Consider the following 23,929-nt stretch of genomic DNA (forward strand, 5'->3'; position numbering starts at 1 on the left):
AGAGCTATCTCTGTATCTGTATTACAAAATTTTAAAAAGTTTAATTATGAAGAAAAAATTAAGCTATATATGGATATTGACCATTGCTGCAGTGGCTTTTATCTACGGATGTAACAAAGAAGATATATTGCATAATAGTCAGGAAAAGGAAGATGTTGCCTTAAAAATGACAGTGAAGAATGATGTACTGGTTTCGGGTGACAGCCTAAGTATTGTTTTCGATGTTGAGGAAGACGCTGTTGCCGGTAAAGACATTGAAATTACACTGTCGGTAAGCAATGCAAACGGAGAAGATGCTTCTCAGCACTTTCTGGGGTTTATTGAAACGGTTGTTTTTCCAAGAGGTGAGAAATCACTTACTAAAAACTATTCAGTCAGTAAACTTAAAATGGCTAAAATTAATGTGGAGCTGGGTGCCAGTTGTGAAACGAACACTATTACTAGCGAAAAGATTCCTTTAACGATTACCAATAATCCATCGTGTAACCTGAACTCTTTTCTTCTTGATGGCAGAGAGGCCGAGATTAACCAGGAAGATCGCACTGTTTTGGTATACATGGTATACGGTGCTGATCTGACAGCTTTGGAGCCAGTGTTGGAAGTATCGCTCGATGCAACATATTCACCGGAAGGTAAGCAGGATTTTTCATCTCCGGTTGAGTATACCATTACAGCGCAAGATGGTGAAACTAAAAAGGGATACACCGTTTCTGTTAAGTATGCTAAAAATGATAAAGCTGTTATCGAATCATTCATACTTGGTAATTACCCTGCTGTTATCGATCAGGCTAACCGGGTAATCAATGTAAATGTGCCAACAGGAACCAATGCTGCTGAGTTGACCGGTTCACTGACAGTTGCCTATGGAGCCACATATGAAAAAGTGGGAGACACTTATACGGTAACCGCTGAAGATGGAGTGACAACGCAGGAATATAGCGTAAACATTGTTGAAAAAGCAGTTACGCCGCTAATGGTATTTGTTGAAGGAGGCACCTTTACGATGGGAGCCGGAGGAGCCTCTATGTTTGAAGCTACTATTTCTAAAGATCTATTCGTAAGTACTTTAGAGATTACGTGGGGAGAGTATGGTAATTTATTAGGCGAAGACAGAGCCAGTGTTCAAGGCTGGAGATGGAAACCTGCCGGACCAACTATTCCTATGACTTGCTTGTCATGGTTTGATGCTTGTGACTTTACTAATAAGCTGAGTATTGAGCATGGCTTAGAACCATATTATACAATATCAGATGTAGTGACTGAGGCAACTGGTCGTATTTCTTCAGCAACTGTAACCATCAATGATCCTAACGGTAAAGGTTACCGTTTGCCAACTGAAGCAGAATGGGAATTCATAGCACGTGGAGGAAACCAATCTCTTGGATACATTTATCCAGGTGGTGATGTGGCAACAGAGCTTGGATGGGTACAAGCTAATGCGACAAAAGTTTATAATAACTGGGGAGAACCACATCCTGGTGCAAACTTTAAAGCCAACGAGCTAGGTATTTACGATATGTTGGGTAATGTGAGAGAATGGTGTTGGGATTGGTCTGGCGGTGAGCATCCAGCAAACCCAACTACAGATCCTATGGGGCCTGAAGCGGGTACTGATAAAGTGACTCGCGGAGGAGCCTATTGGACTCGTCCAACAGATGGTGAGATGGAATTGTGGGAACGCGGTAAGGCGTTTGGCGTTAATCCAAACCATATGTCGATTGGATTTAGAATTGTTCGTAATAAGTAGAATGTTTATCTATAAGGGTTGGTATTTTGAGGGATACCAACTCTTATTTCTTTATGATTCGATCAAATACTCATGAATATTGTGTTGGTCGGGAAAAGGTTATGGATAGCTTGTTATTGAATACTTTATAGAATAAATGAGAAAGCATTGATCTGGAGTTTGTGAATCCTCAATGGGGGCAGATAAGAATCGAACTGATTATAAGATGGTTTATTCGTTAGCTAGTCAATATTGTTAATAGAAATAACTAGTGTAGTTGTTTTTTTAAGTAGAGAAATTATGAAATATCTTGTATGGGTAGTAGTTATCGCAGCTTGCTTTATCGCTGCATGTGGTCAAGATGAGATTTTGGAAAAGGACAAGCCGATTGCTGCGATTCCTTTAAAAATGGCTCTGGAAGAAAAGAGTCTTGTTTCCGGAGATAGTCTCGAAGTAGTGTTTAGCTCGGTGTATGGTACACCCGCAAAATTGGATATCCCAATTTCTATTGCCATTAGCGATGGTGATGGTGTAGATATTTCGAATTATTTCAATGATTTTGAAAAGACGATAACCTTTCAGAAAGGGCAAACTGTTCTGGCAAAAAAATTTCAGCTGGGTGATGCGCAGATGACTAAAGGAGAGGTCCAACTGATCGCTGGTTCAGAGATAACATCAATTGCCAATAGTTCAGTGAGTTTTACTATCTCAAACAGCGAGTTGTGCAACCTGGTATCTTTTCAGCTTAGCGAGGCTGTTGAAATTGTAAAAGATGGAAGTACAATATATGTAACAATGCCTGCCGGTGCTGATTTAACCCGTTTGACGCCTGAATTGGAGGTGTCTGCCAAGGCTACCTATTCACCGCAAGGTCCACAGGATTTTTCATCTCCTGTTGAATTTACCGTTACCGCGCAGGATGGTGTGACAAATAATAAGTATACCATCATTGTCAATGCAGTAATGCCTTACTTGTCAAACTTAGTGGCTGATTTGGAGATGTACAATGCCGCGGTGAAAGAGCTGGAAGAATCAGGTGCAGCGAGGAGCGCGTTTAACAAATGGATTACAGAAGTGGCCAATGCCGCCATGACAAGTGAACCATACGCCGTACAACAATTAACCCAGGAAAACCAGGCAACTGCAAAGGAAAATGCCCAAAATATTTACGCCATTGCAGTTGATTGGATGTTCATGGATAAAAAAAGTGAACAAGCCGGTTTATACCTTCAAAAAGCAACCGCTTTAATAAAAGCATGGGCGAGTATTAATGAGCCCACCGAGCATACTCCGCGTGAATCGTTAATAACTCCTTTGTATGAAGCTTACTCGGTAATAAGACAACACATTGGTGAGCAGGATCGTGTCGCAATTGATGGCTGGATACGTAAGCGGGCTGACTATTATAAGCAATTGAGCTTTACCGGCAACCTGCTCGAAAACAACTGGAATACGATACGAATCAATTTCCTGTTTTATTTTTCTCAGATATTAGACGATGAAACACTCTATAATACCTCTGTGGATAACTTGAAAAGTCACATTGAGCTCAATATTCTGGAAAATGGTGTTTCTCATGACTTTGTTAACCGCGATGCGTTTGCTTATCATTCATACAACCTGCTTTTTTATGCGCGTATATTAAAGGCAGCTGGCATGTACAAAGATAAAGCAGCTGCCACAGCGCTTTATCAGTTGCAGAACAAAAAAGGAAGTTCCATCGAAAGTTGTGTGAAGTTCTGGGAACCATATATGATGGATACCGAGAATTATGTTCACCTGGAGTTTGTGAATACCGAGTGGGCTCCGGATAAGGACCGCAACGATTACAACAAGCCTTATAACCCAATGGGAACAGTATACGTTTTGGATGAGCTCCGGTATATTGACACTAAATGTGCCGAATATGTGCTGAAGATAACATCGATGAATAAATACGGGCGGACTTTTAATTATTGGATGAATAGTCTTCAGCCTGCAAACTAGCAGTGCTATGGCGATTATGGTAGGTGGGTAAACCAATGTCGCTATGTTTCCTGTATGAATAGAAATTTAAATAATTAAAAGAATGAAGAAGCGTATTTTGCTGATGGTTTCGCTTATTTTTTTGGCAGTAGTAATTGGTTTTGCGCAAGAGAATAGCACAATAATAGTTCCTTATCCCAATCATTATGAGGCTAAAAAGGGGCACTTCGATTTTACCAATCGGTTAACCGTGTCAACAGATGCAGATGGGTTCGATGATATAGTCAGGGTATTTACGACACAGGCCAAGAGCTATGCCAATATCAATGTGCGTCAAAAGAAACAAAACGCGCGGGTTAAGCTGGTCAGATCAAGCGAAGTAACAGCCAAAGAAGCTTATCGTTTGGTAATTGAACCGGACGAAATTGTTATTGAAGCAAACGCTTCGGAAGGAACGTTTTACGGGCTGCAGTCACTCCTTCAGTTGCTTATTAATGCGCAGCAAAAGGGTAATACATCCATTCCCTGTGGTGTGGTAGATGATAGTCCACGCTATGAGTGGCGCGGTTTTATGCTCGATGAGTCTCGTCATTTCTTTGGTATGGAAGAAGTGAAAAAGATACTGGACATGATGGCGCTGCAAAAACTAAACAAGTTTCACTGGCACCTGACAGATGAGCCCGCATGGCGTATCGAAATAAAACAATATCCTTTGTTAACCGAAGTGGGTGGTGCCGGAACCAAATGGGATAAGAATGCACCCGTCAGGTTTTATACCCAAAACGAGATTAAAGAAATAATTGAGTATGCAGCCGAACGTTTTATCGAAATTATCCCTGAAATAGATATGCCCGGTCATGCAACGGCTGCTGTTAGAGCATATCCCGAATTTGGCGGAGGTGGTTCAGAAAGAAACCCTGATTTCACCTTTCACCCGGGCAAAGAAGGAACATACCAGTTTCTGACCAATATCCTTAAGGAAGTGGCTGTTTTATTCCCTTCTGAATTTATCCATATCGGAGGTGATGAAGTGCACTATGGTAATCAACAGTGGGCAAGTTTTCCTGAAGTACAGGATCTGATGAAAAGAGAGGGCTTGAAAGACCTGGTTGATGTAGAGCATTACTTTTTAAACCGGATGGCCGATTCGGTTAAATGCATTGGGAAAACAGTAATGGGATGGGACGAAGTGACGAATGCGGGTTTAAGAAACGAGCATACCTGGGTAATGTGGTGGCGACACGATAAGCCACAAATGTTACAGACGGCGGTTGATAAGGAGTACGCAACAATTATGTGTCCTCGCAGACCGCTTTATTTTGATTTTGTGCAGCATGATTCGCACCAGGACGGAAGACGATGGGGGGGATTTTGTCCTATTGAAGACGTATATGCTTTCCCCAATGAGGAAATGACAGGTGGTCAGTTTTATAAAAGTGACTTTGTTAAAGGAATTCAGGCCAATGTATGGACGGAAACCATGCATACTGTCGAACGACTTGAGTTCATGATATTCCCACGTTTGTCGGCACTGGCTGAAGCAGCCTGGACCAAGGAACGAAACAAAGATTATGAGGGCTTTAATAGTCGCCTTGGCTGGTTAATTACATTTTTCGAGGGGCAGAATATTAGCCTGTTTGATCCGCTTCGTCCGGAGCGTATCTCAGAAATCAATGGGGTGAGTGAAGAGAAACACTAAGGTGATTAATTCTGCATTTCTAATTTTTAAACTGGATGCGAGTTGTCAGTTCGAATTCGGTTGTTGGATTATAAAACAGCTATTATATGAAACGGATTATTACATTGGCCATCTTCGTGCTTAATTCTTGTTTTTGGGTAAATGCGGGTACAGATGGCGGAACAAAAGAAAATAAGAGTGAAATAAGTAATAAGCTGACATGGTGGGAGGATGCCAAGTTTGGCATGTTTATTCACTGGGGCTTATATTCAAAAACAGCCGGATATTGGAAAGATAGGAAGGCAACAGGGTTTGAGCATTTTATGCTTTACGAACGTATTCCCTGGAAAGAGTATGCCACTATTGCTGACGACTTTAACCCGGTTAACTACAATGCCGAAGAGTGGGTGTTGACCGCAAAAAATGCCGGGATGAAATACCTGGTTATTACCGCCAAGCATCATGATGGTTTTGCCCTTTATAATTCACCTTCGAGTGATTATGACATTGTAGATTGCACGCCATATGCAAAAGATCCAATGAAAGAATTGGCTGCTGCTTGTCATAAACATGGCATCAGGCTTGGGTTTTATTATTCCCTGGGGCGCGACTGGCAAGATCCGGATGTGCCGACCAACTGGCCGGTTAAGGGAGGGAGAAGTAATACCTGGGACTATCCTGATGAGGATAAAAAGGTGTTTAACAAGTATTTTGAACGAAAAGTTAAACCTCAGGTACGAGAACTGCTCACCCAATACGGAAAAGTTGACGTTTTATGGTTCGATACGCCCGGATTAATCAGTGAAGCCGAAAGCGAAGAGCTGCGTAATTTTATATTAACGATTCAGCCCGAATGCATTATCAATAGCCGCATCGGAAACGGGAAAGGCGATTACAACGTTCACGAACAAAACATTGTACAAAAAGGAGATACCAGCCTTTGGGAATCATGTATTACAATGAGTCGCAACTGGGGGTTTGTAGAGTATGATACAGCTTACAAAAGCCCGGAGCTAATGGTACGTCAGCTGCTCGAAATAGTGAGTAAAGGAGGTAATTTCTTGCTTAATAATGGGCCTACAGCTAAAGGCGATATGACGGAGCAGACGCTTATCAGCTTAGAAAAGATTGGTGAATGGATGAAGCTCAATGCAGAAGGAGTTTATGGTACACAGCCGTGGCATGTGGCTAATGAGCGACTTGATAATAAAATCAGCGAGCATACGCTTCAAAAGCACGATGATAAAAACACTATGAAAGATGCTGTAAATGATGCAACATCGAAGCAGATTTTTCCGGAAGTTCGCTTTACATCAAAGGGAAATAATGTGTATGCCTATGTGTGCAGCCCTGTAAGCTCTGAAGTATGCATTAAAGCTCTGGTAGCCGGTAAAGTCAGTGAAATTGAAGATGTTGAAATGCTGGGAACATCAAAAAAGATAAAGTGGAAACAATCAAAGGAGGGATTAATACTTGAGGTATCAGATAATCCAATTGAAGAAGTACCGGTGATTGGTTTCAGAATTAGATTTAGTAAATCTAACGGATAAGTGGTTTGGTGTACCAGACTGCTTTTTAATACTGTTACAATGAAAATTGAGAGAATCACAACTATTGGTATCCTCGTCCTTAGCGCCATGTTCTTATTGACGGGATGTTCAGGGACGAAAACCAATGAAGAAACCGAAATGCCGGAATGGACAAACCTGGTGTACGATCGCATTGGCGAGGCTCCTGTGGGAGGTGGTTTTGAGATGGAAGATTACTGGGTTTGGGGGAGTTCAGTAGTGAAAGGCGACGATGGCTTGTATCACATGTATGCTAGCCGTTGGCCCAAAAAATTGCCTTTTCATCCAGGCTGGATGACTGATTCAGAAATTGTACACGCTACTTCTGACAATTCCGAAGGCCCCTTTGAGTTTAGCGATGTGGCTCTTGGTGCCCGGGGTGCGCAATATTGGGACGGGCGCTCTGCCCATAATCCAAGGGTATTGCGCTACAAGGATTTATACGTCATGTTTTACACCGGATCAACTCACCCCTTTGATGATGTTACCAATCCGGATACATTGAAACTGGGTACTGCTTATCCGATTGTCGCGCGTTCCAATAAACGCATTGGCATTGCTACCTCTAAAAGTCCATATGGACCCTGGGAGCGTCGTGATGCACCTGCTTTAAACACAAAACCCGATTCTTTTTACAGCTTCCTAACTTCAAATCCATCGCCTTGGATTAACGAGGATGGAAGTGTGGTGCTGATGTTTAAATCGAGAGCTTATGGTGATAAGTATCCTTTCCAAAGCAGAATGTTCATTGGTATGGCCATGGCTCCCGACATTAACAGCCCGCTAAAGGTGGTTTCTGACGAACCTGTATTTAGTAAAGACAAATTTGGTGTTATAGAAGATCCTTTCATTTGGAAAGATGAAAATGGGTATCATATGATTGCCAAAGACCAGTACGGTGAAATCACAGGACATCATCATGCGGGTGTAATGGCACACTCTGTTGATGCAATCAACTGGATGGTAGATGATCAGCCTCTGGCCTATGAACGTGTCATCAACTGGAGCGATGGACAGGCCGTTAAAATGGGACAACTGGAAAGGCCTTTTGGATTAATTGAGCAGGGAAGACTTACGCACTTGTTCTTTGCCACAATGGATGGTCCGGGAGGCTTTAATCGTTCTACAAAATCGTGGAATATGGTATTGCCTCTGAAATAGGTTCGACCGTTCTAAAGTACGGCATTGAAGCGATGTGCAACGATGGTGAAAGAAACCACAAAGACGGTTTGCTAAGTTTAAAGTCGTGAAAAGTGCGAAAAATAGAAATTGATAATTATAAATAGTGTTATGAGATTTTTGGGACAGCTTTTTTTTATTTTGATTTCCATAGGAGTCTTTTTCGGATGTAAGAAGGAAAATGCAAATCAAACTTTTATAGAAGAGAATATAGAATTTGCATCTGGTCAAATCGGATTGCAATTGGATGCAATTCGTAAAACCAATAAGGTGTTGAATCCAAGAACAATTAATGAGGATGGGACTACCCGCTATGTGAATCCGCAATGTTGGACAAGTGGCTTTTTTCCTGGTACGATGTGGTATATGTATGAACTAACTGGCGAGCAGAAATGGATCGATTACGGGACTGAATTAACTGAATCGTTGGAGAGTGTGCAATACCTGAAGTGGCATCACGATGTGGGTTTCATGATCGGATGTAGTTATGGCAATGCATACCGATTAAACAAAAAAGAGAAGTATGCCAACGTGATTGTCCAGGCAGCTAAGTCGTTATCAACCCGATTCAGACCCGGAGCAGGCGTTATACAATCGTGGAATACCACAAACGGATGGATGTCGCAGCGTGGTTGGGAATGTCCGGTCATTATAGACAACATGATGAACCTCGAACTGTTGTTTAATGCCACGCGCCTGAGTGGTGATTCCACTTTTTATAACATTGCAGTACAGCATGCTAACACTACTTTAATAAACCAGTTCAGGGAGGATTTTAGCTCGTGGCATGTTGTTGACTATGATACTATTACCGGGGATGTGCGTCAGAAAAATACCGCGCAGGGGTATTCCGATGATTCGGCCTGGGCCAGAGGGCAAGCCTGGGGCTTGTACGGCTACACAGTGTGTTATCGCGAAACAAAGGATCCCAGGTATCTTAAGGTGGCCGAAGAAATAGCTAATTTCATTTTTAGCTCACCAAGTTTACCGGATGACTTAGTGCCGTTTTGGGATTACAATGCACCGAATGTTCCTAATGAGTTGCGCGATGCTTCAGCCGCTGCTATAACGGCGTCTGCCTTGTACGAACTTAGCGGTTTCTCTGAAAACAGGGAGCTTTATCTTGTAAAAGCGAAAAAGATAATGGAATCATTGGCCTCGTCGGTCTACAGAGCAAAGTTAGGAGAAAACAATTTCTTTTTATTAAAACACTCAGTAGGAAGCATTCCTCATGGAGCCGAAATTGATGTACCTCTCAATTATGCTGATTACTATTTCCTTGAAGCACTCAAACGGTTTAGGGAATTAGAACAATAATTAATCTGTTTCACTCCCATCCGCCAAGAATTCTTGGCGAAATAATAATTAGCGAACCATGTGTATGAAAAATAATAGTGAGAATAAATTAATGATGGCCTTTCGAAACCTAGCGGCTCTATTAGTCGTGCTTTGTTTTTCGATAGGCCAAACCGAAGCGCAACAGCACGACTGGGAAAACCCTGCGGTGATCGGGATCAATAAGGAACAACCGCACGCCACGCTCTATCCTTTTGATACATGGGAACAGGCCCTGAGTGGGCAAGCAGAAAATTCACAATGGATACAGCTGTTGAATGGAAACTGGAAATTCAACTGGGTTAAGCACCCGGACGAACGACCTGTTGACTTTTATCAGACCAGTTTTGATGATTTTAAATGGAACACCATTCCGGTACCGTCTAACTGGCAGTTGCACGGCTATGGAAAGCCGATTTATACCAATGCAACTTATCCGTTTAAAAACAATCCTCCCTACGTTATGTCGGAGCCGGATAGCGCCTACACTTCATTCGAAATGCGCAATCCGGTTGGCTCTTACAGACACCAGTTCATGGTTGATGAGAGCTGGGATGGACGCGAGCTGTTCATCCATTTTAATGGTGTGAAAAGTGCATTCTATTTATGGATTAATGGTAAGAAAGTAGGATATAGTCAGGGAAGTATGACTTCAGCAGAGTTCAATGTGACCGACTATGTGAAGCCGGGTAAAAACCTTTTGGCGGCGGAAGTATACCGCTGGAGTGATGGTTCCTACCTGGAAGATCAGGATTTCTTCAGGTTCAGTGGAATTTTTAGGGATGTTTACCTGATGGCTGCACCAAAATTGCATATCCGTGACTTTTTTGCCCGAAGCACTTTCGACGCGGATTATAAAAACGCAGAATTGAATGTTACGGCTTACATTCACAATTATGGAGAAAAAGCTCAGTACCGCACGCATTTGCAGCTTGACCTGGTGGATGCCAATGGCAATTACTACAAACAATCGCCTTTAGCAGAACACCTGACGGTGATGATTTTTCCCGGTAACGAAAGTGTTGTTCATTTAAAACAAAAGGTTTTGAATCCGCGTCAGTGGAGTGCCGAAGATCCATACTTGTACAAAGCTATTCTGACGCTAAAAGATGATCAGGGCAATGTGCTTGAACGGGTATCCACCGATTTTGGTTTCCGTGATGTAAAGGTGGAAGAAGGTGAATTGCTGGTTAATGGACAGCCTGTCTATATAAAAGGAGTGAACCGTCATGAGCACGACCCTGTTACGGGACGTAATGTATCCAAAGAGCGTATGTTACAGGATGTGTTAATCATGAAGCAAAATAACATCAACACGGTGCGGATGGCACACTATCCCAATGATCCCTACTTTTATGAGTTATGTAATAAGTACGGCTTGTATGTTATTGATGAAGCCAATGTGGAATCGCACGGAGTGGGTTATGAACCAGCTAAAACACTGGCCAACCAACTGGAGTGGCGCGAGGCTCATGTCGATCGGATTCGTCGGATGGTAGAGCGCGATAAAAACCATCCTTCCATTATCATCTGGTCATTAGGAAATGAAGCCGGAGATGGTACCAGCTTTGAAGTGGCGCGCGATTACATCCGTCAGCGCGATCCGGAGCGTCTGGTGCAATACGAGCGCGCCGGCACACGCAGTTATACCGATATTATCTGTCCGCAATATTCTCATCCGTGGGAATTGGTTAATTATGCCACAGGTAAGAGTGGTTCTGTGTACCCAGGCTCATGGAGATGGGGTACCTTTGATTATGCGGCGTCGCAAACACGCACACAGCCCTGGATTTTCTCTGAATATGCACACGCTATGGGCAACAGTTTAGGTAATTTCCAGGATTACTGGGATGTAATTGAAGGGTATAAATACCTGCAGGGTGGTTGTATTTGGGATTTTGTAGATCAGGGGCTTCAGGCTACAGATGATAACGGAAACGTGTATTTCAAATACGGTGGTGATTACAAAGATTACCCTAACGATGGTAATTTCTGCTGTAACGGAATTGTACGACCAGACCGAACACCAAACCCTGCTTTATATGAGGTGAAAAAGGTTTATCAATATCAAAAGGTTGAACCAGTGAACCTGTTGATCGGGGAAGTGGATTTGTTTAATAAGCACTTCTTTATAGGAACAGAACATTTGGTATTTAGCTGGGAGCTTACCGAGAATGGAAAATTGCTGCAGCAAGGACAATTGCCTCATTACAACGTGGTACCTCGTCAAAAGATGCGTATCCGCATCCCGTTTGAAAGGCCGCAATTGAAGCCGGGTGCCGAGTATTACCTGAAAGTAACAGCTGCTTTGCGCGAAGATGCTTTATGGGCGAAGAAAGGGCATGTAACAGCCTGGGACCAGTACGCTATCCCTTTTGAGGTACCGGCCATGGAAGAACAAGATCTTGCGGCATTACCTGCTGTTCAGGTCTCGCAAAGCGAAGAGGCGATTCGTGTGTTCAACAAGGAATTCTCGGTTGAAGTAGATCCTAAAAGTGGCCAGTTGGTGTCGTACAGGCAAAGAAAGACCGAGCTGCTTACCGCGCCTGTGAAAGTGAATTTCTGGCGTGTGCCAACCGACAACGATCGAGGCAATAAAATGCCTAAGCGCCTGGGAGTGTGGAAGCAGCCTCAAATGGAAGTTCAAACAATAGATGTGAAGCAGGTGAGCAGCACACAAGTTATTGTGGAGGTTAAAAATAAGCTGGAGATTGGAAAGAATAGCCAGTTAGTGAATAAGTATACCATAACTGGAGATGGAGCATTGAGAGTGCATACATCGGTAAGTTTAGAAGGTGAAGAAATCCCTGAAATGCCTCGATTCGGAGTTCAACTAGCCATTGATGACAAATACAACAATGTTAGTTTCTTTGGTCGTGGCCCATGGGAAACCTATTGGGACCGCAAAACATGCGGGGAAGTGGCTATCCATTCGGGAAAAGTAGATGAATTTATTCACGATTATGTTCGCCCTCAGGAAAATGGTAATCACGCCGATGTTCGTTGGGTAACACTGACCGATTCAGGGAAGAACGGATTGAAGGTGGTTGCCAAAGAATTAATTCATTTTTCGGCATGGCCTTATAGTATGGAAACACTGGAGGCAGCGACCCATCCTGTTTATTTGAAACGAGATGGCAACATTACTTTGAATATTGATTATAAGCAGATGGGAGTTGGTGGTGACGACAGTTGGGGATCTAAAACCCATGAAAAGTATTGGCTGAAAGCAAATAACTATGCGTTTGAATTTGTTCTACAATGGGAGTAGCATTAATATAGCGGCAGTGGATAAAAATGACCCTGTAGTAAGGAATTTTTGAGCCAATGGTGTACTGGTTGAAGCATCGTGACGATCCATGGTTTCAACAAGTTTTTAACAGGTTAATTAGTTGGAAACATAGGTCAGAATAGCTATTTAAAAGATTATGAAAGAGAAAAAAAATCTGCGGATATTATTGATTGTGATATGTTCCTGTGTTTTTTTGGTGGGATATCAATTATTGAAGGGTAATGGTACCGAAACAGATATTGAACAAGGCGTTAAGCATCCTAACGTTGTCATTATATATGCCGATGACTTAGGATATGGTGATATAAGTGCTTATGGGGTAGGAAAACTTAATACGCCCAATATAGATCGGATAGCTACCGAGGGTATTCGGTTCGGAAATGGATATGCCACTTCTGCAACCTGTACACCAAGCCGTTATTCATTGCTCACCGGGCAATACCCATGGCGTAATGCCAAAGCTCAGGTGCTTTCAGGAGACGCACCTTTTTTGATAGATACTGAGCAGCCTACATTGCCAAAAATATTGAAGAATGCTGGCTACAGAACAGCCGTAGTAGGGAAATGGCATTTAGGAATGGGCGACGGCTATGTGGATTGGAATGAGACAATAAAATTAAATCCCAATGCCATAGGTTTTGATTATTCATACGTGATGGCTGCTACCAACGACCGTGTGCCCAATGTGTATGTTGAGAATGGTGATGTGGTTGGATTAGATAAAACCGATTCATTAAAGGTTAGTTACAAGAAAAACTTTGAAGGCGAACCAACCGGAAAAGCCAATCCTGAACTTTTAAAAGTAATGTATAGCCACGGACACGATATGAGCATTAATAATGGTATTTCCAGAATTGGCTATCAGAAAGGAGGGAAGTCTGCGCAATGGATAGATGAAAATATGGCAGATACATTTCTTGTAAGGGCGCAGCAATTTGTAAAACAAAGAAGTGACAATCCATTCTTCCTGTTTTATGCCCTGCACCAGCCGCATGTGCCGAGGGTGCCACATCCCCGATTTGTGGGCACAACAGGAATGGGACCGCGTGGCGATGTTATTGCAGAAGCAGATTGGTGTGTTGGTGAATTTCTGAAAACGCTGGAGCAGGAAGGGCTAATGGAAAACACCCTTATTGTATTCTCGAGTGACAATGGGCCGGTCCTCGATGACGGTTATTTGGACGAATCGGCAGAGAAAGTAGGTGATCATACACCCGCCGGTCCTCTCAGGGGAGGTAAATATAGTTTATATGATGCCGGTACAAGGGTTCCTTTTATGGTGATGTGGAAAGACAAAATTAAACCGGGAGTGTCGGATGCAATTATTTCTCAGGTTGACCTGGTGGCATCCTTAAGCAAATTAACTGGGCAAACCGTCCCACAAACCGATAGCGAAGATATGCTGGATGTGCTGCTTGGCCACTCGCAAAAAGGAAGAGAAAGTGTTGTTATCGAAGGGCTCTATCATCGAACAGCATTCAGGAAAGGCGACTGGATACTGATACCTGCGTACGAAGGCACCAAAAAAGTGCGTTGGGGGGTCGATAATGAAACTGGTTTTGGATATGATACACAGCTGTATAATATTACAGACGATGTTGCGCAGCAGAATGATTTGGCAAAACAGATGCCTGAAAAGGTAAATGAGCTGATGGAAGAATTTAGAATAATTTTAGATGACAACTGATTCATAGTAAGGAGTTAGCTGGCGAGGCTCATTTAAGTTGTTATCCAGTTATGCATTAAAAAGATATTGATTGGGTTTTGTTCTGTTGGCAAGCAAGGTAGCGGATTGTTAGGCGATGGAGCCTTTCTTATTACCTAGTTGTGATTTAAAATGCTGTCTTGGTTCCCGTTAAATTTTGATGAGATTATTTGACCTTAACCGAGAATAAATTACAGGGTAGTTATAGATGGATATAATCTCTAATTTGATCCATTTGGAATAATCAACGTTCGAATGTTCCAATGTTCCAGTCTATTTGAGATATTCTAAATTCTGATATTAGAATCTTGAATATTATCTCAAGCATTCTATTTTAGAATGGAAAATGAAAAGATTGGAACATTGGAACAATTTTAGAAGGATCTATTTAGATGCATCATCAGCAAATCTGTTTCTTGGGTTTCCAGTTCAATTTTTTTCGAAGATTTCCTAAGGAGCAAGAGTATTGTCTAGAGTGAATCTGTTTTTTTGCAAAAGCGCAGTTAAATCGAGTTTTATTGTTGGTGCAATGAAACCCTAGATCTTTTAATACCTGTTTTAATACAAATTCATCAGTCCTATCTAGTCCTAGGTAATCTCTAGCAGGAGAAATAGCAAACTGGATATCGTTGTCATTTGAATAAGAAAACCACAGATCATTTAGAAGTCCTAAGAAAGTAGTTGTTGTTATGTCCATAACTTCGAAGTACCTTTCCCCCTTTACAATTTTGTTTAGGGCAGGAGTCTTATAAGCCTCATAAGGAAACCAAAACCGTGTTGAATTATTCCAGAAGAATTGGTGATGATTCATAAGATAGTCCAAAAAATTAGGTAATTCTGCTTCAATCTTATCTAACAAGAATGGATCCTCACTGTTAGGGGCAAGAGGAGCAACTTCTAATACGAAATACCTGTTCTCTTCTATATCGACTTCAGCAAAGTCTGCAATCTCATTTGATGCCATTACGAACTTAGTATAGTTTGGAACACTCAAGTGATTTTTAAATTTAGCATTGATGATTCGACTAGAACTAGTTGCTTCATTACGTATGGCTACTTGGAGTCTTTTGTTGATGCAAGCTTCATCTACTAAAACAAAATTTTTAGTTCCCCATGTCAGATTGAATTGAGATTCAAGGTCTGAGGATGAAACTAATTGAGCATTGTTTTGAAACATTAATTCAATTAATCTGAGAAATGTTGTTTTGCCAGTACTTCGCTCTTTTGATAAAAGTACTAGAATCGGTAGACGTTGTTTGGGATACTTCCAGGCAATAGCTAGATATTCTAGGATTAATTCGGTATAGGTGTGTTTTGAGAAGGGGAAAGGTTTTGAGTATGGAGCAATATGCTTTAAAAACTTTAAGATTGTTGGCCAATTTGTAGATTTATTATCTGTTACAGTATGTTGCCCCTCTGGATGAGACGGTAAGTCGTATAGATTAAAATTTCTCACACCATCTCCTAAGTCGATTGAACGGTTATAGGTATTAGGAGTGTTGTCCGGTTCTATTGTAAAACCTGCGTAAACAGGAATCTGATGGAAATTTTCTTTTGGAATATTGTAAACTTTAATTAAAGTTAGAGGACTAACTTCGTCTAATAATGCAAAGGTATTTCTTCCATTCGAACTTAGTCGATATACATAGTATTCAGATTTTATAAAGAAGTGTTCAAGTTTAAAATGCTCTGTATTGACCATAATGATGAATTTTGAGTATAGAATACCTAGAAATATGATAGATATTAAGTATCTATTATTAGTATCGAAGCAGGTATCCTACACTTGATTAATAGTAAAAGTTTTGAAAATGGCTAGATCTTTGAAATTCAAGTCTTCAAATTTAGAGACTGATTTAAAACAACTCCGATAATGACTTCCAGGAATTATTTTGAAAGCATATAGTCGTTCCTTCTGACGACTCTACGTGCTTATCGCTATCTTTCAAAGCTCTCTAATGCGGAGTAAATTTCTTTTTTTCGGTAATAAATACGATTACTTATTCGATGTGGAGTGAGAAAACCCTTCGCCTCCCATCGTTGCATTGTAAGATTTGTTTTAACTTTCAACAATGCCATAGCATCTTTTCGTGAAAGATACTCTGTTTGCTCCAGTTTTTGTTTTACCACATTCTCCGCGGTCGATTTGGCAACCTTGTCGATAATCTCCATTAGATCTTGAGCTCTTACTTCAAACCTGAGAGCTCCAGGAATCTTTACAAGGTTAGTAAAGTCATACACCATACTTAATTATTTGTATTGAGACCGCGAAACAAATAAAGACTGTTTTATTAAAAGAGGGTAAAGTTTTTTTCAAAAAGTTCCCTTCTTGATAATTAGGGGATTAATACGAAATCTTTTTCAATATATTTTTTGATGCGATTATAAATAATAGTCGAACCTTCCGTGTTGTATATGTTTAAGCGTCTATTATCTTCAGGTTTATTCATATTTGCTTTTGCAATTTCATTAGCTTCATCTAAAGTTAAAAATGGAGCTTGGTCGAAGATCTCAAGATCATGCATTATTAGGCTAACCATAATGCATTTTTCTTTTTTATTTTTCATTGGGAAAAGTTCATTGATTAAATAAAAGAAGCCATTGATAAGGTATTTTATTGGATCGATTTCCAAGACTAAATGTAGTAGCTGAATTTCTTGGCCGATTAGATATCTGATTCTGGTTTCTCGATGACATATATCTGAATTGTAGAAACTTTTCGCTTCCAAGTATTGCTTCTTTATTTTGGGTCTCAGCTTTTTATAAACTTTGGTATAATAGGATCTGTAGATTATTTCAGTAACAACAGGATTCCACTTAGTATGTGCAGCCTGGTCTGATAACTCCGAGATGGTTTGACTTTGCTCCAGAAATGTATCAAAAAAACAACCTGCCTCCTCAAACATTTTTTGATCCATATCTTCAAAGGCCTTATTTTGTATTCTCTCAAACCCAATAGTTCGTCTTCTAAAGCTCAAAATCTGATTGAGAAATTCGTTTGATATTCTAGTCATTTTAGATTAATTGTGTTGCGATTCCCAGTGCTTTAAAAGCATCTCGGCATGCTCTTCTTCATTTACTTTGATGTAGCTATAGAATGCTTTCTCTGTTTTATGTCCAGTGATGGCCATTATGCTGATGGATGGGAAGCCAGACTTATAAAGGTTGGTTGCGAATGATCTTCTGGCGGTATGGCTAGTGACCATTTCCCATTTCTCTTTAACTTCAGTTTCTCTTCGGCCACCTTTAGTTAGACTTTTTGATATTTTTTCTGAAAAATTAGCTGTTTTGCAGACTTCTTTAATATAATCATTGAATTTTTGATTGCTAATCATTTTTGGAAGCTCTCCATCGTATTTTTCAATAATCGAACGTATTACGGGATGAAGTGGGATTACTACACGTTTTTGCGTTTTCTGTTGTTCGAGATGAATAAAGTTGCCTTTAATATTGTCGTGATTTACTTTATCCAGGTCGCTAAATCTACAGCCAGTCCAACAGCCTATAAGAAATATATCTCTAGCTTTGTCTAAGTATGGTTTTGAGGATAAGTTTAGTTTAGATATGATATTTAGCTCCTCCTCACTTAAGTATATATTATAAGATTCTTCTGTTTGCTTTTTGAAGCTCTGATAACTTGTGTTGTTATGAATATTTCGTTCTAGTGCTGCTCGACAGAAGACCTTGAGATTTTTAATTCTTGAAGCAATCGTATTCTTTGCGAACCCTTTTCCTGTTAAATATTTAATAAACTTGTAGTAAAAATCGATATCCAGATCATTCCATGTTAAGTCAGGGTTGAATTCTTTTAGGCTTTTTAGAGTGGAATGGTAAGCGCGGATAGTTCGGTATTCGTTCTCCGATTTGTCAATCCACTCTTGAATCCATTGAGACATGGTGGTAGAGCTATTATTTTTGTGCTTCTCAGGGAATAGATATTTGTCGACAACATCATTTAACCAGCCGGTTGGATAAGTTCTTGTCTTTGCGGCTTCTTCCAATACGTGATTCTCAAGATTCTTTAGCCGAAGTTTCAAATTATCTTTTCCCTTAAAGCTTGTTCTCTTTAATTTCTGAGAACTTAGATCCCAATATTGTAGGGAGACTTTTTCCCCTGTCTTTGAAATTTGATCAGTTTTCCCGGATTTGAATCGAATCCGTATTGAAACCATTTGTTTAGGATCATCTTTCTTTGTTCTAACCTTAAAATATACATTTGGCATATTGCTTGTGTTAGGTTATTAAAATGAATAGGGTGCAAATAAACAGAATTGCACCCTATAAATGTGCACTCAAGTAATATTTTTTATAATTTCAGGAATACGGCATTGGTTGAATTGCCAGTTAACATAGGGGATTGATGTTTGTTGTGTATTATCTATTCTCATGAAAGAGGACTAAAATTATTCCCGTCGGGACTACTTTTGAAAACTCAAAGCCCTTGTGATCTGGTTGATTGCAAGGGCTTTGTTTTTTCAGGGGACAGGTTTGATTTTAAAATGCCCACAAAGAGAATCCATAGGAGGCCATAGGTGCTCTTGTTATCTATTGATGGAGTCGCTCCTTTTATCTTTTCATTTATGTTTAGACAGCAACCAGAGGTGCTGCTGATTTTATTCCTGATTACAGTCGATAATCGAGCGCGTGAGTTCCTGCTTTTTGCGTTTTTGGGAAGAATCCCCTCTTGTTGGTGGGGGATTTATTGAATTTTTGCTGCTTTTTAGACTAACTGCGGGCATGTAAAAGTATCGTTCATGAGTCGAAACGGGCTATTGGGTGGTTCAAAAGCCTCGCTCATGAAGTCATGGCCATTTTCTTACCTCTCTTCATCCATTTATTCTATTTTTGGAAACAAACAAAAGTGCAATTTGTAGGCCGTGAATTTTAGTCGCCCATGGCATTGGATTGATCAAGCGAAGATGTTCAATTTCTTTTGAGTGTGCAGTGGTAATCCGGCTGGGTGTTGTTTGATAGTCGTTGAGAGGGGCGTAATTTTTATTCGAAAGTTCACTTTTGTTTACAGCTTAAATTTTCGAGGGAATGACGTGTGATTCAGTTGAGCAGTGCCAGCGGAATTATTAGATCGTAATTTGAGCATACACTAAAAGTATAACATACCTAAATTTGTGAGATGAATCATGGAAAAACAATTAACCATTGCCGTTGATTTTGATGGCACCATCGTTGAGCATAAGTTTCCGGCCATAGGAGGCGAACTTCCATTTGCCACGCACACCTTAAAAACCCTGCAGGAAAAGGGGCATCGGTTGATTTTGTGGACCTACCGCAGTGGGGAGCAGCTTGATGAGGCTGTTGATTTTTGCAAGGACAGGGGGTTGAGCTTTTATGCCGTGAACAAGAATTACCCCGAGGAAAAGATGACAGATAGTATCAGTCGTAAGATTTTAGCCGATGTGTATATTGATGACCGCAACATTGGTGGCATGCCCAGTTGGACCGAGATTTACCATCTGATTCACCCCGAGGAAGCCCCGAGAAAGGAAAAACAAAAAGCCAAAAGATGGTGGCAGTAGCTGCCTTGTGGGCAAGAATAATAGCATTTTAGGGTATCTGAAAAAGATAGCCAATCACTTTACAAACTAACAAATGAATCTTCTTCAACTAATACCCCGGATCTGTATTCTGCTTATTTTGGGTTTATCTTCCTGTAGAAACAGCCAAGAGCTTGTTTACATGCAGAATGTTTCCAATCATGAGATTCTGGAGGCTTTGCCGGACTCTATAATTGAATACCGGGTCAAGCCCGGCGACATCTTGTATGTTAGTATTAAGTCGATGAATGCCGAGGTGAATGCCCTCTTCAATCCCGAAGCTGGTATGAGTACACAGAGTTACAATTCTTTTCAGAAGTTTACCACGCCACAAGGCGCCTACCTGTATGGTTTTGAGGTGAATAAAGACGGGGATTTGCGACTTCCCATTTTAGGCTTGATTCCGGTGGCGGGGAATCCCCAATCAGAGATTGAAGCCATTGTCCAGGCTCAGGCCGATAAGTACATGAAAGATGCCATTGTCAAAGTGAAATTGCTGAATTACATGGTGACCGTGCTGGGGGAAGTAAAAAGTCCCGGTGTCTATTATAATTACAACAACAATTTCACCTTGCTTAGCGCTTTAGGGATGGCCAATGGGAATACCGATTTTGCAGATATTAACAAGGTAACTATCATACGTCCGATGGAGAGTGGAAAGAAGGTGATCAAGCTGGATCTGTCCAATAAGGAATCCTGGATGTCGGAGGCCTTTTACTTGTATCCCAATGATTATGTGTTTGTAGAGCCGGATAAGCATAAAAACTTTCAGCTGAACAGTCAGGCTTATTCACTGATGTTTTCATCATTCAGCATTCTTTTAGCTGTTTTTGGATTTTTATTGTGATGATTCAGGCTCAACTCGTCGGTCGCCTTGGTGTTGTTTCGGAGCAAGGTAGAGGCATAAGAAAGATAAACTTGTTCGGAGTGGGATATAGCTTCCAGTAAAAACAGATCAATTCGTTGTAGTACCTTTTTAGCACCCTGATAAAATATGAATAAAGATTATAGTGCTCAGGCACAGCCCGTAAATGCAGAAGACGAAATTAACTTAAAACGTCTGTTTTTTATTTTATTGCAAAAGTGGTGTTGGCTGCTTCTGGTTACTCTTGTTGGGGCTTTGGGTGGCTATCTTTATGGTAAGTTTACTCCTCAGTCGTACCGTATCAATACAAGTATTATTGCTCCGGAAGATAAAAGTGTGGTTAACCTTGGAAGTTTATTTGAAAGCGAAATGCCTGGAGTTGGGAAAATCACTATCAATAATGAGATTGAACTGCTGAAATCGTATACGCTGAATCATCGGGTTGTTGGAAATTTGAACTGGCGTACGGCCTGGTACGAACGGGAGCTTTTGATCTGGAAAGGGTTGTATGCCCATGAGCCTTTTCAGGTGGAGGAAGGATATAACGGGCAAAATGTTGAAGGGGTTTACCTGAACATTACCCCGATGGGCGGCAATACTTGCAGGGTTGAAGTTGACGGTACGGGTTTTCTCCATAATCAAAAGGTGGAAATCAGTTTTTCCGAAACCATTGTGTTGGGTCAACCTTTTCAAAATCAATTTTTCAATTTCACGCTTCATCCGAAGGAAGGAGCAATGGACTATGAGGACAAAGAGTATCGTTTTGTCTTTCAGAATAGCAATAAGCAAACCTTCTGCTTTCTGGATCGGATGCAGGTGACTCAGGCGGATAAACTGGGAGAAGTGATTTGCTTGACGCTGGAAGGTACAGAGCCGCTTCGGAATATTCATTACCTGAATGAGTTGGTTCGGGTGTACCTCGATTTGAAGCTACAACAGCAAACGCAGACTCAGAAGCGATCGCTGGAGTTTATCGATAAGCAGTTGTCCGGTATTTCCGACTCACTGCATTTGGCAGGAACAACTTTTTCTGAGTTTCGTTCGCGTAATCAAATCATTGATCTTAGCGCACAGGGTGCAATGGTGATGCAGCAGCTGGGAGATATTGAACTACAGAAGTCGCAGCAGCAAACCAGGTTAGAATATTTCCGAAACCTGCTCAATTACCTCAATAGGGGACAGGATATTAATCAAATTTCAACTCCCTCGGTGGTTGGTATTGAGGATCCGTCCTTGAATGCAATGGTTTTGAAACTTTGTGATTTATATAGTCGACGGGAAGTCCTCTCGTTTAGTGCATATGAGAGTAACCCTACCTTGGTGCTGCTGAATCAGGAAATCAGACAGGTAAATGAGCAACTTCGCGAAAACCTGCTCAACCTGATTGATAATGCCCAAATCAGTATTAGGAGTTTGGATGTTCGCCATGACCGGATTAATGACGAGCTTAATAACTTGCCTGGGCAGGAGCAGCAGCTTGTTAATATCCAACGGCAATACCAGCTGACAAGTGAGATTTATACGTTTTTGCTCCAGAAGAGGGCGGAAATTGAAATTGCGTTGGCAGCAGCTGTAGTTGATGTTCAGATTATTGATCAGGCTCGTTTGGAGCGTATCATTCCGATGGGGAAATCAAATTTTTTGTTATTGCTCTTCGGGGCGTTTATGGGGCTGGCTTTGGCTGTGCTGGTCGTGCTGTTGTTAGAGCAATTGAATAGTAAAATCCATTTGCTGGAAGACGTGGAAAATCGGACCACTCTTGCGATTGTCGGTAATGTTTTGCATAGTCGTGAAAAGTCGGAGTTGGTAGTTATGGAGCATCCAACGGCGCCGATTTCTGAATCGTATCGAACCATTCGTACCAACCTGCAATATAAATTTAGGGGGCCGGGAGAGAAAGTTATAGGCATTCATTCCATTAGTCCTGGTGATGGAAAAACCTTTACATCAACCAATCTGGCTTCGATTTTGGCAATGAATGAAAAAAAGACCTTGCTGATAGGAGCTGATATGAGAAAGCCGCGTTTGCATCAAATCTTTGGAGTTGATAATCGCCATGGATTGAGTAGTTACCTTGTTGGACAGGGAACTGTGAGGGAGGTTGTGAAGGAAAGCCTGATTGATAATCTGTTTGTTATTCCTTCGGGACCTATACCTCCTAATCCGGCCGAGTTGCTGGAGCGGAAACGACTTAAGGAATTGATCGATTGGGCGAAAGGCGAATTCGATTACATCATTTTTGATAATGCGCCGGTGTCGATGGTGACGGACGGGTTGATTACCAGTCAGCAAAGTGACTTGAATCTGTTTGTGTTGCGCTATGGTGTGAGTGATCAAGATCAGCTTCGGTTTATTAATGATATGACAAAAAAGGGAACCATGCCCAATGCTGCGTTGGTAATTAATGATATTAAGTTGAAGGGATACGGTTTTAGTTACTCCTATAAATATGCCTATGCAAAGGGGTATTATGCAGAATAAAAGTCAGGGGGGTGAGGTGTTTGTGTATTGAGTTGTCGCTATATGGGTTCTTTGCGGTCAAGATTGAAAACGTGTCATTATTAGTCATTCATTGGATGCTCGATTCTCGCCATTTTCATTTGACATTGTGCCTGCGTTCCTTCGTGCGCTCGTGCGTTCTTCTGCCTTCTTCCTCTCTAGCGTCTATTGTCTGTTGTCAGATGTTCAGATTCTCAGATCGTCAGATTGACGGATTTTACAACGTTCACGGGGTCTTGAGTTCGTGCCTTCGTACGTTCGTGATTTCTCTGCCTTCTCCCTTGTTTCTTTAACCTTGTCTCTTGCTTATACCGGACGGGACTTCATTTTTTCCAGTTGATGAAAAAACGAAGGAAAAAAATCTTGTCAACCGGATCCTTCCACGCGCGTCCCGGTTTTTTCTTTCCGGCCCACTTCCCTGAACACCCACCAAAAACCGCTTCCGCCATCGCTGGCCCGGGCGAGTTTGACGGCCTACGCTGCATTCGCCTGCGGCGAAGTGGGGGGCTTGATTGAGGCCTTTCAGGCTTTTGTCAGTCCTATGAAATCTTCACCCTGTTAAATT

Annotated in this window: 14 protein-coding genes; 11 read left to right on the plus strand and 3 right to left on the minus strand. The window is 41.3% G+C overall.

Annotated elements, in window-relative coordinates; genetic code table 11:
* The first annotated feature begins 46 nt into the window (after positions 1–46).
* From ACRD6K_RS00500 to ACRD6K_RS00535, 8 genes are all read left to right on the plus strand, one after another.
* Complete coding sequence (locus ACRD6K_RS00500; protein ID WP_299581720.1) at positions 47–1,747, plus strand: SUMF1/EgtB/PvdO family nonheme iron enzyme; 1,701 nt, start codon at positions 47–49, stop codon at positions 1,745–1,747.
* 279 nt (positions 1,748–2,026) lie between these two features.
* On the plus strand, positions 2,027–3,712 hold the full coding sequence (locus ACRD6K_RS00505; RefSeq protein WP_299581724.1) for an alginate lyase family protein: 1,686 nt from the start codon (positions 2,027–2,029) through the stop codon (positions 3,710–3,712).
* 82 nt (positions 3,713–3,794) lie between these two features.
* Entirely contained in the window at positions 3,795–5,390 is a 1,596-nt protein-coding gene (locus ACRD6K_RS00510; RefSeq protein WP_299581726.1) for a beta-N-acetylhexosaminidase, read from the plus strand.
* A gap of 86 nt (positions 5,391–5,476) precedes the next feature.
* Positions 5,477–6,919, plus strand: coding sequence for an alpha-L-fucosidase (locus ACRD6K_RS00515; protein WP_430971648.1), 1,443 nt, complete (start codon positions 5,477–5,479; stop codon positions 6,917–6,919).
* Between the two features lie 39 nt (positions 6,920–6,958).
* Entirely contained in the window at positions 6,959–8,098 is a 1,140-nt protein-coding gene (locus ACRD6K_RS00520; RefSeq protein ID WP_299581732.1) for a glycoside hydrolase family protein, read from the plus strand.
* 261 nt (positions 8,099–8,359) lie between these two features.
* A complete protein-coding gene (locus tag ACRD6K_RS00525) occupies positions 8,360–9,433 on the plus strand; it encodes a glycoside hydrolase family 88 protein (protein ID WP_299581735.1) in 1,074 nt (357 codons plus the stop codon).
* Between the two features lie 64 nt (positions 9,434–9,497).
* On the plus strand, positions 9,498–12,722 hold the full coding sequence (lacZ, locus tag ACRD6K_RS00530) for a beta-galactosidase, LacZ type (protein WP_430971649.1): 3,225 nt from the start codon (positions 9,498–9,500) through the stop codon (positions 12,720–12,722).
* Positions 12,723–12,879: 157 nt separating this feature from the next.
* The gene (locus tag ACRD6K_RS00535; RefSeq protein WP_299581741.1) at positions 12,880–14,430 is read left to right on the plus strand and encodes a sulfatase family protein; all 1,551 of its coding nucleotides are present in this window, start codon (positions 12,880–12,882) and stop codon (positions 14,428–14,430) included.
* 418 nt (positions 14,431–14,848) lie between these two features.
* Here the strand turns inward: ACRD6K_RS00535 and ACRD6K_RS00540 are convergent, their stop codons facing one another.
* From ACRD6K_RS00540 to ACRD6K_RS00550, 3 genes are all read right to left on the minus strand, one after another.
* Complete coding sequence (locus ACRD6K_RS00540) at positions 14,849–16,150, minus strand: primase-helicase family protein (RefSeq protein WP_299581744.1); 1,302 nt, start codon at positions 16,148–16,150, stop codon at positions 14,849–14,851.
* A 634-nt stretch (positions 16,151–16,784) separates the two neighbouring features.
* On the minus strand, positions 16,785–17,462 hold the full coding sequence (locus tag ACRD6K_RS00545) for a hypothetical protein (protein WP_299581747.1): 678 nt from the start codon (positions 17,460–17,462) through the stop codon (positions 16,785–16,787).
* A gap of 6 nt (positions 17,463–17,468) precedes the next feature.
* Positions 17,469–18,671, minus strand: coding sequence for a tyrosine-type recombinase/integrase (locus tag ACRD6K_RS00550; protein WP_299581750.1), 1,203 nt, complete (start codon positions 18,669–18,671; stop codon positions 17,469–17,471).
* Positions 18,672–19,586: 915 nt separating this feature from the next.
* Here ACRD6K_RS00550 and ACRD6K_RS00555 point away from each other — a divergent pair.
* The 3 genes from ACRD6K_RS00555 (at position 19,587) to ACRD6K_RS00565 (ending at position 23,346) form a co-directional block, all read left to right on the plus strand.
* The gene (locus ACRD6K_RS00555) at positions 19,587–19,982 is read left to right on the plus strand and encodes a BT0820 family HAD-type phosphatase (RefSeq protein WP_430971650.1); all 396 of its coding nucleotides are present in this window, start codon (positions 19,587–19,589) and stop codon (positions 19,980–19,982) included.
* 160 nt (positions 19,983–20,142) lie between these two features.
* Entirely contained in the window at positions 20,143–20,847 is a 705-nt protein-coding gene (locus ACRD6K_RS00560; RefSeq protein WP_430971651.1) for a polysaccharide biosynthesis/export family protein, read from the plus strand.
* Between the two features lie 147 nt (positions 20,848–20,994).
* A complete protein-coding gene (locus tag ACRD6K_RS00565) occupies positions 20,995–23,346 on the plus strand; it encodes a polysaccharide biosynthesis tyrosine autokinase (protein WP_430971652.1) in 2,352 nt (783 codons plus the stop codon).
* The last annotated feature ends 583 nt before the right edge of the window (positions 23,347–23,929 follow it).

The organism is Sunxiuqinia rutila (assembly GCF_050589705.1).
Lineage (GTDB): Bacteria > Bacteroidota > Bacteroidia > Bacteroidales > Prolixibacteraceae > Sunxiuqinia > Sunxiuqinia rutila.

Excerpts from the sequence above, each read along its gene's own strand:
- ACRD6K_RS00505 (WP_299581724.1), top strand. The coding sequence starts at position 2,027 with ATGAAATATCTTGTATGGGTAGTAGTTATCGCAGCTTGCTTTATCGCT.
- ACRD6K_RS00560 (WP_430971651.1), top strand. The coding sequence starts at position 20,143 with ATGCAGAATGTTTCCAATCATGAGATTCTGGAGGCTTTGCCGGACTCT.
- lacZ (WP_430971649.1), top strand. The coding sequence starts at position 9,498 with ATGAAAAATAATAGTGAGAATAAATTAATGATGGCCTTTCGAAACCTA.
- ACRD6K_RS00550 (WP_299581750.1), bottom strand. The coding sequence starts at position 18,671 with ATGCCAAATGTATATTTTAAGGTTAGAACAAAGAAAGATGATCCTAAA.
- ACRD6K_RS00510 (WP_299581726.1), top strand. The coding sequence starts at position 3,795 with ATGAAGAAGCGTATTTTGCTGATGGTTTCGCTTATTTTTTTGGCAGTA.
- ACRD6K_RS00555 (WP_430971650.1), top strand. The coding sequence starts at position 19,587 with ATGGAAAAACAATTAACCATTGCCGTTGATTTTGATGGCACCATCGTT.
- ACRD6K_RS00565 (WP_430971652.1), top strand. The coding sequence starts at position 20,995 with ATGAATAAAGATTATAGTGCTCAGGCACAGCCCGTAAATGCAGAAGAC.
- ACRD6K_RS00520 (WP_299581732.1), top strand. The coding sequence starts at position 6,959 with ATGAAAATTGAGAGAATCACAACTATTGGTATCCTCGTCCTTAGCGCC.
- ACRD6K_RS00540 (WP_299581744.1), bottom strand. The coding sequence starts at position 16,150 with ATGGTCAATACAGAGCATTTTAAACTTGAACACTTCTTTATAAAATCT.
- ACRD6K_RS00500 (WP_299581720.1), top strand. The coding sequence starts at position 47 with ATGAAGAAAAAATTAAGCTATATATGGATATTGACCATTGCTGCAGTG.
- ACRD6K_RS00515 (WP_430971648.1), top strand. The coding sequence starts at position 5,477 with ATGAAACGGATTATTACATTGGCCATCTTCGTGCTTAATTCTTGTTTT.
- ACRD6K_RS00535 (WP_299581741.1), top strand. The coding sequence starts at position 12,880 with ATGAAAGAGAAAAAAAATCTGCGGATATTATTGATTGTGATATGTTCC.
- ACRD6K_RS00545 (WP_299581747.1), bottom strand. The coding sequence starts at position 17,462 with ATGACTAGAATATCAAACGAATTTCTCAATCAGATTTTGAGCTTTAGA.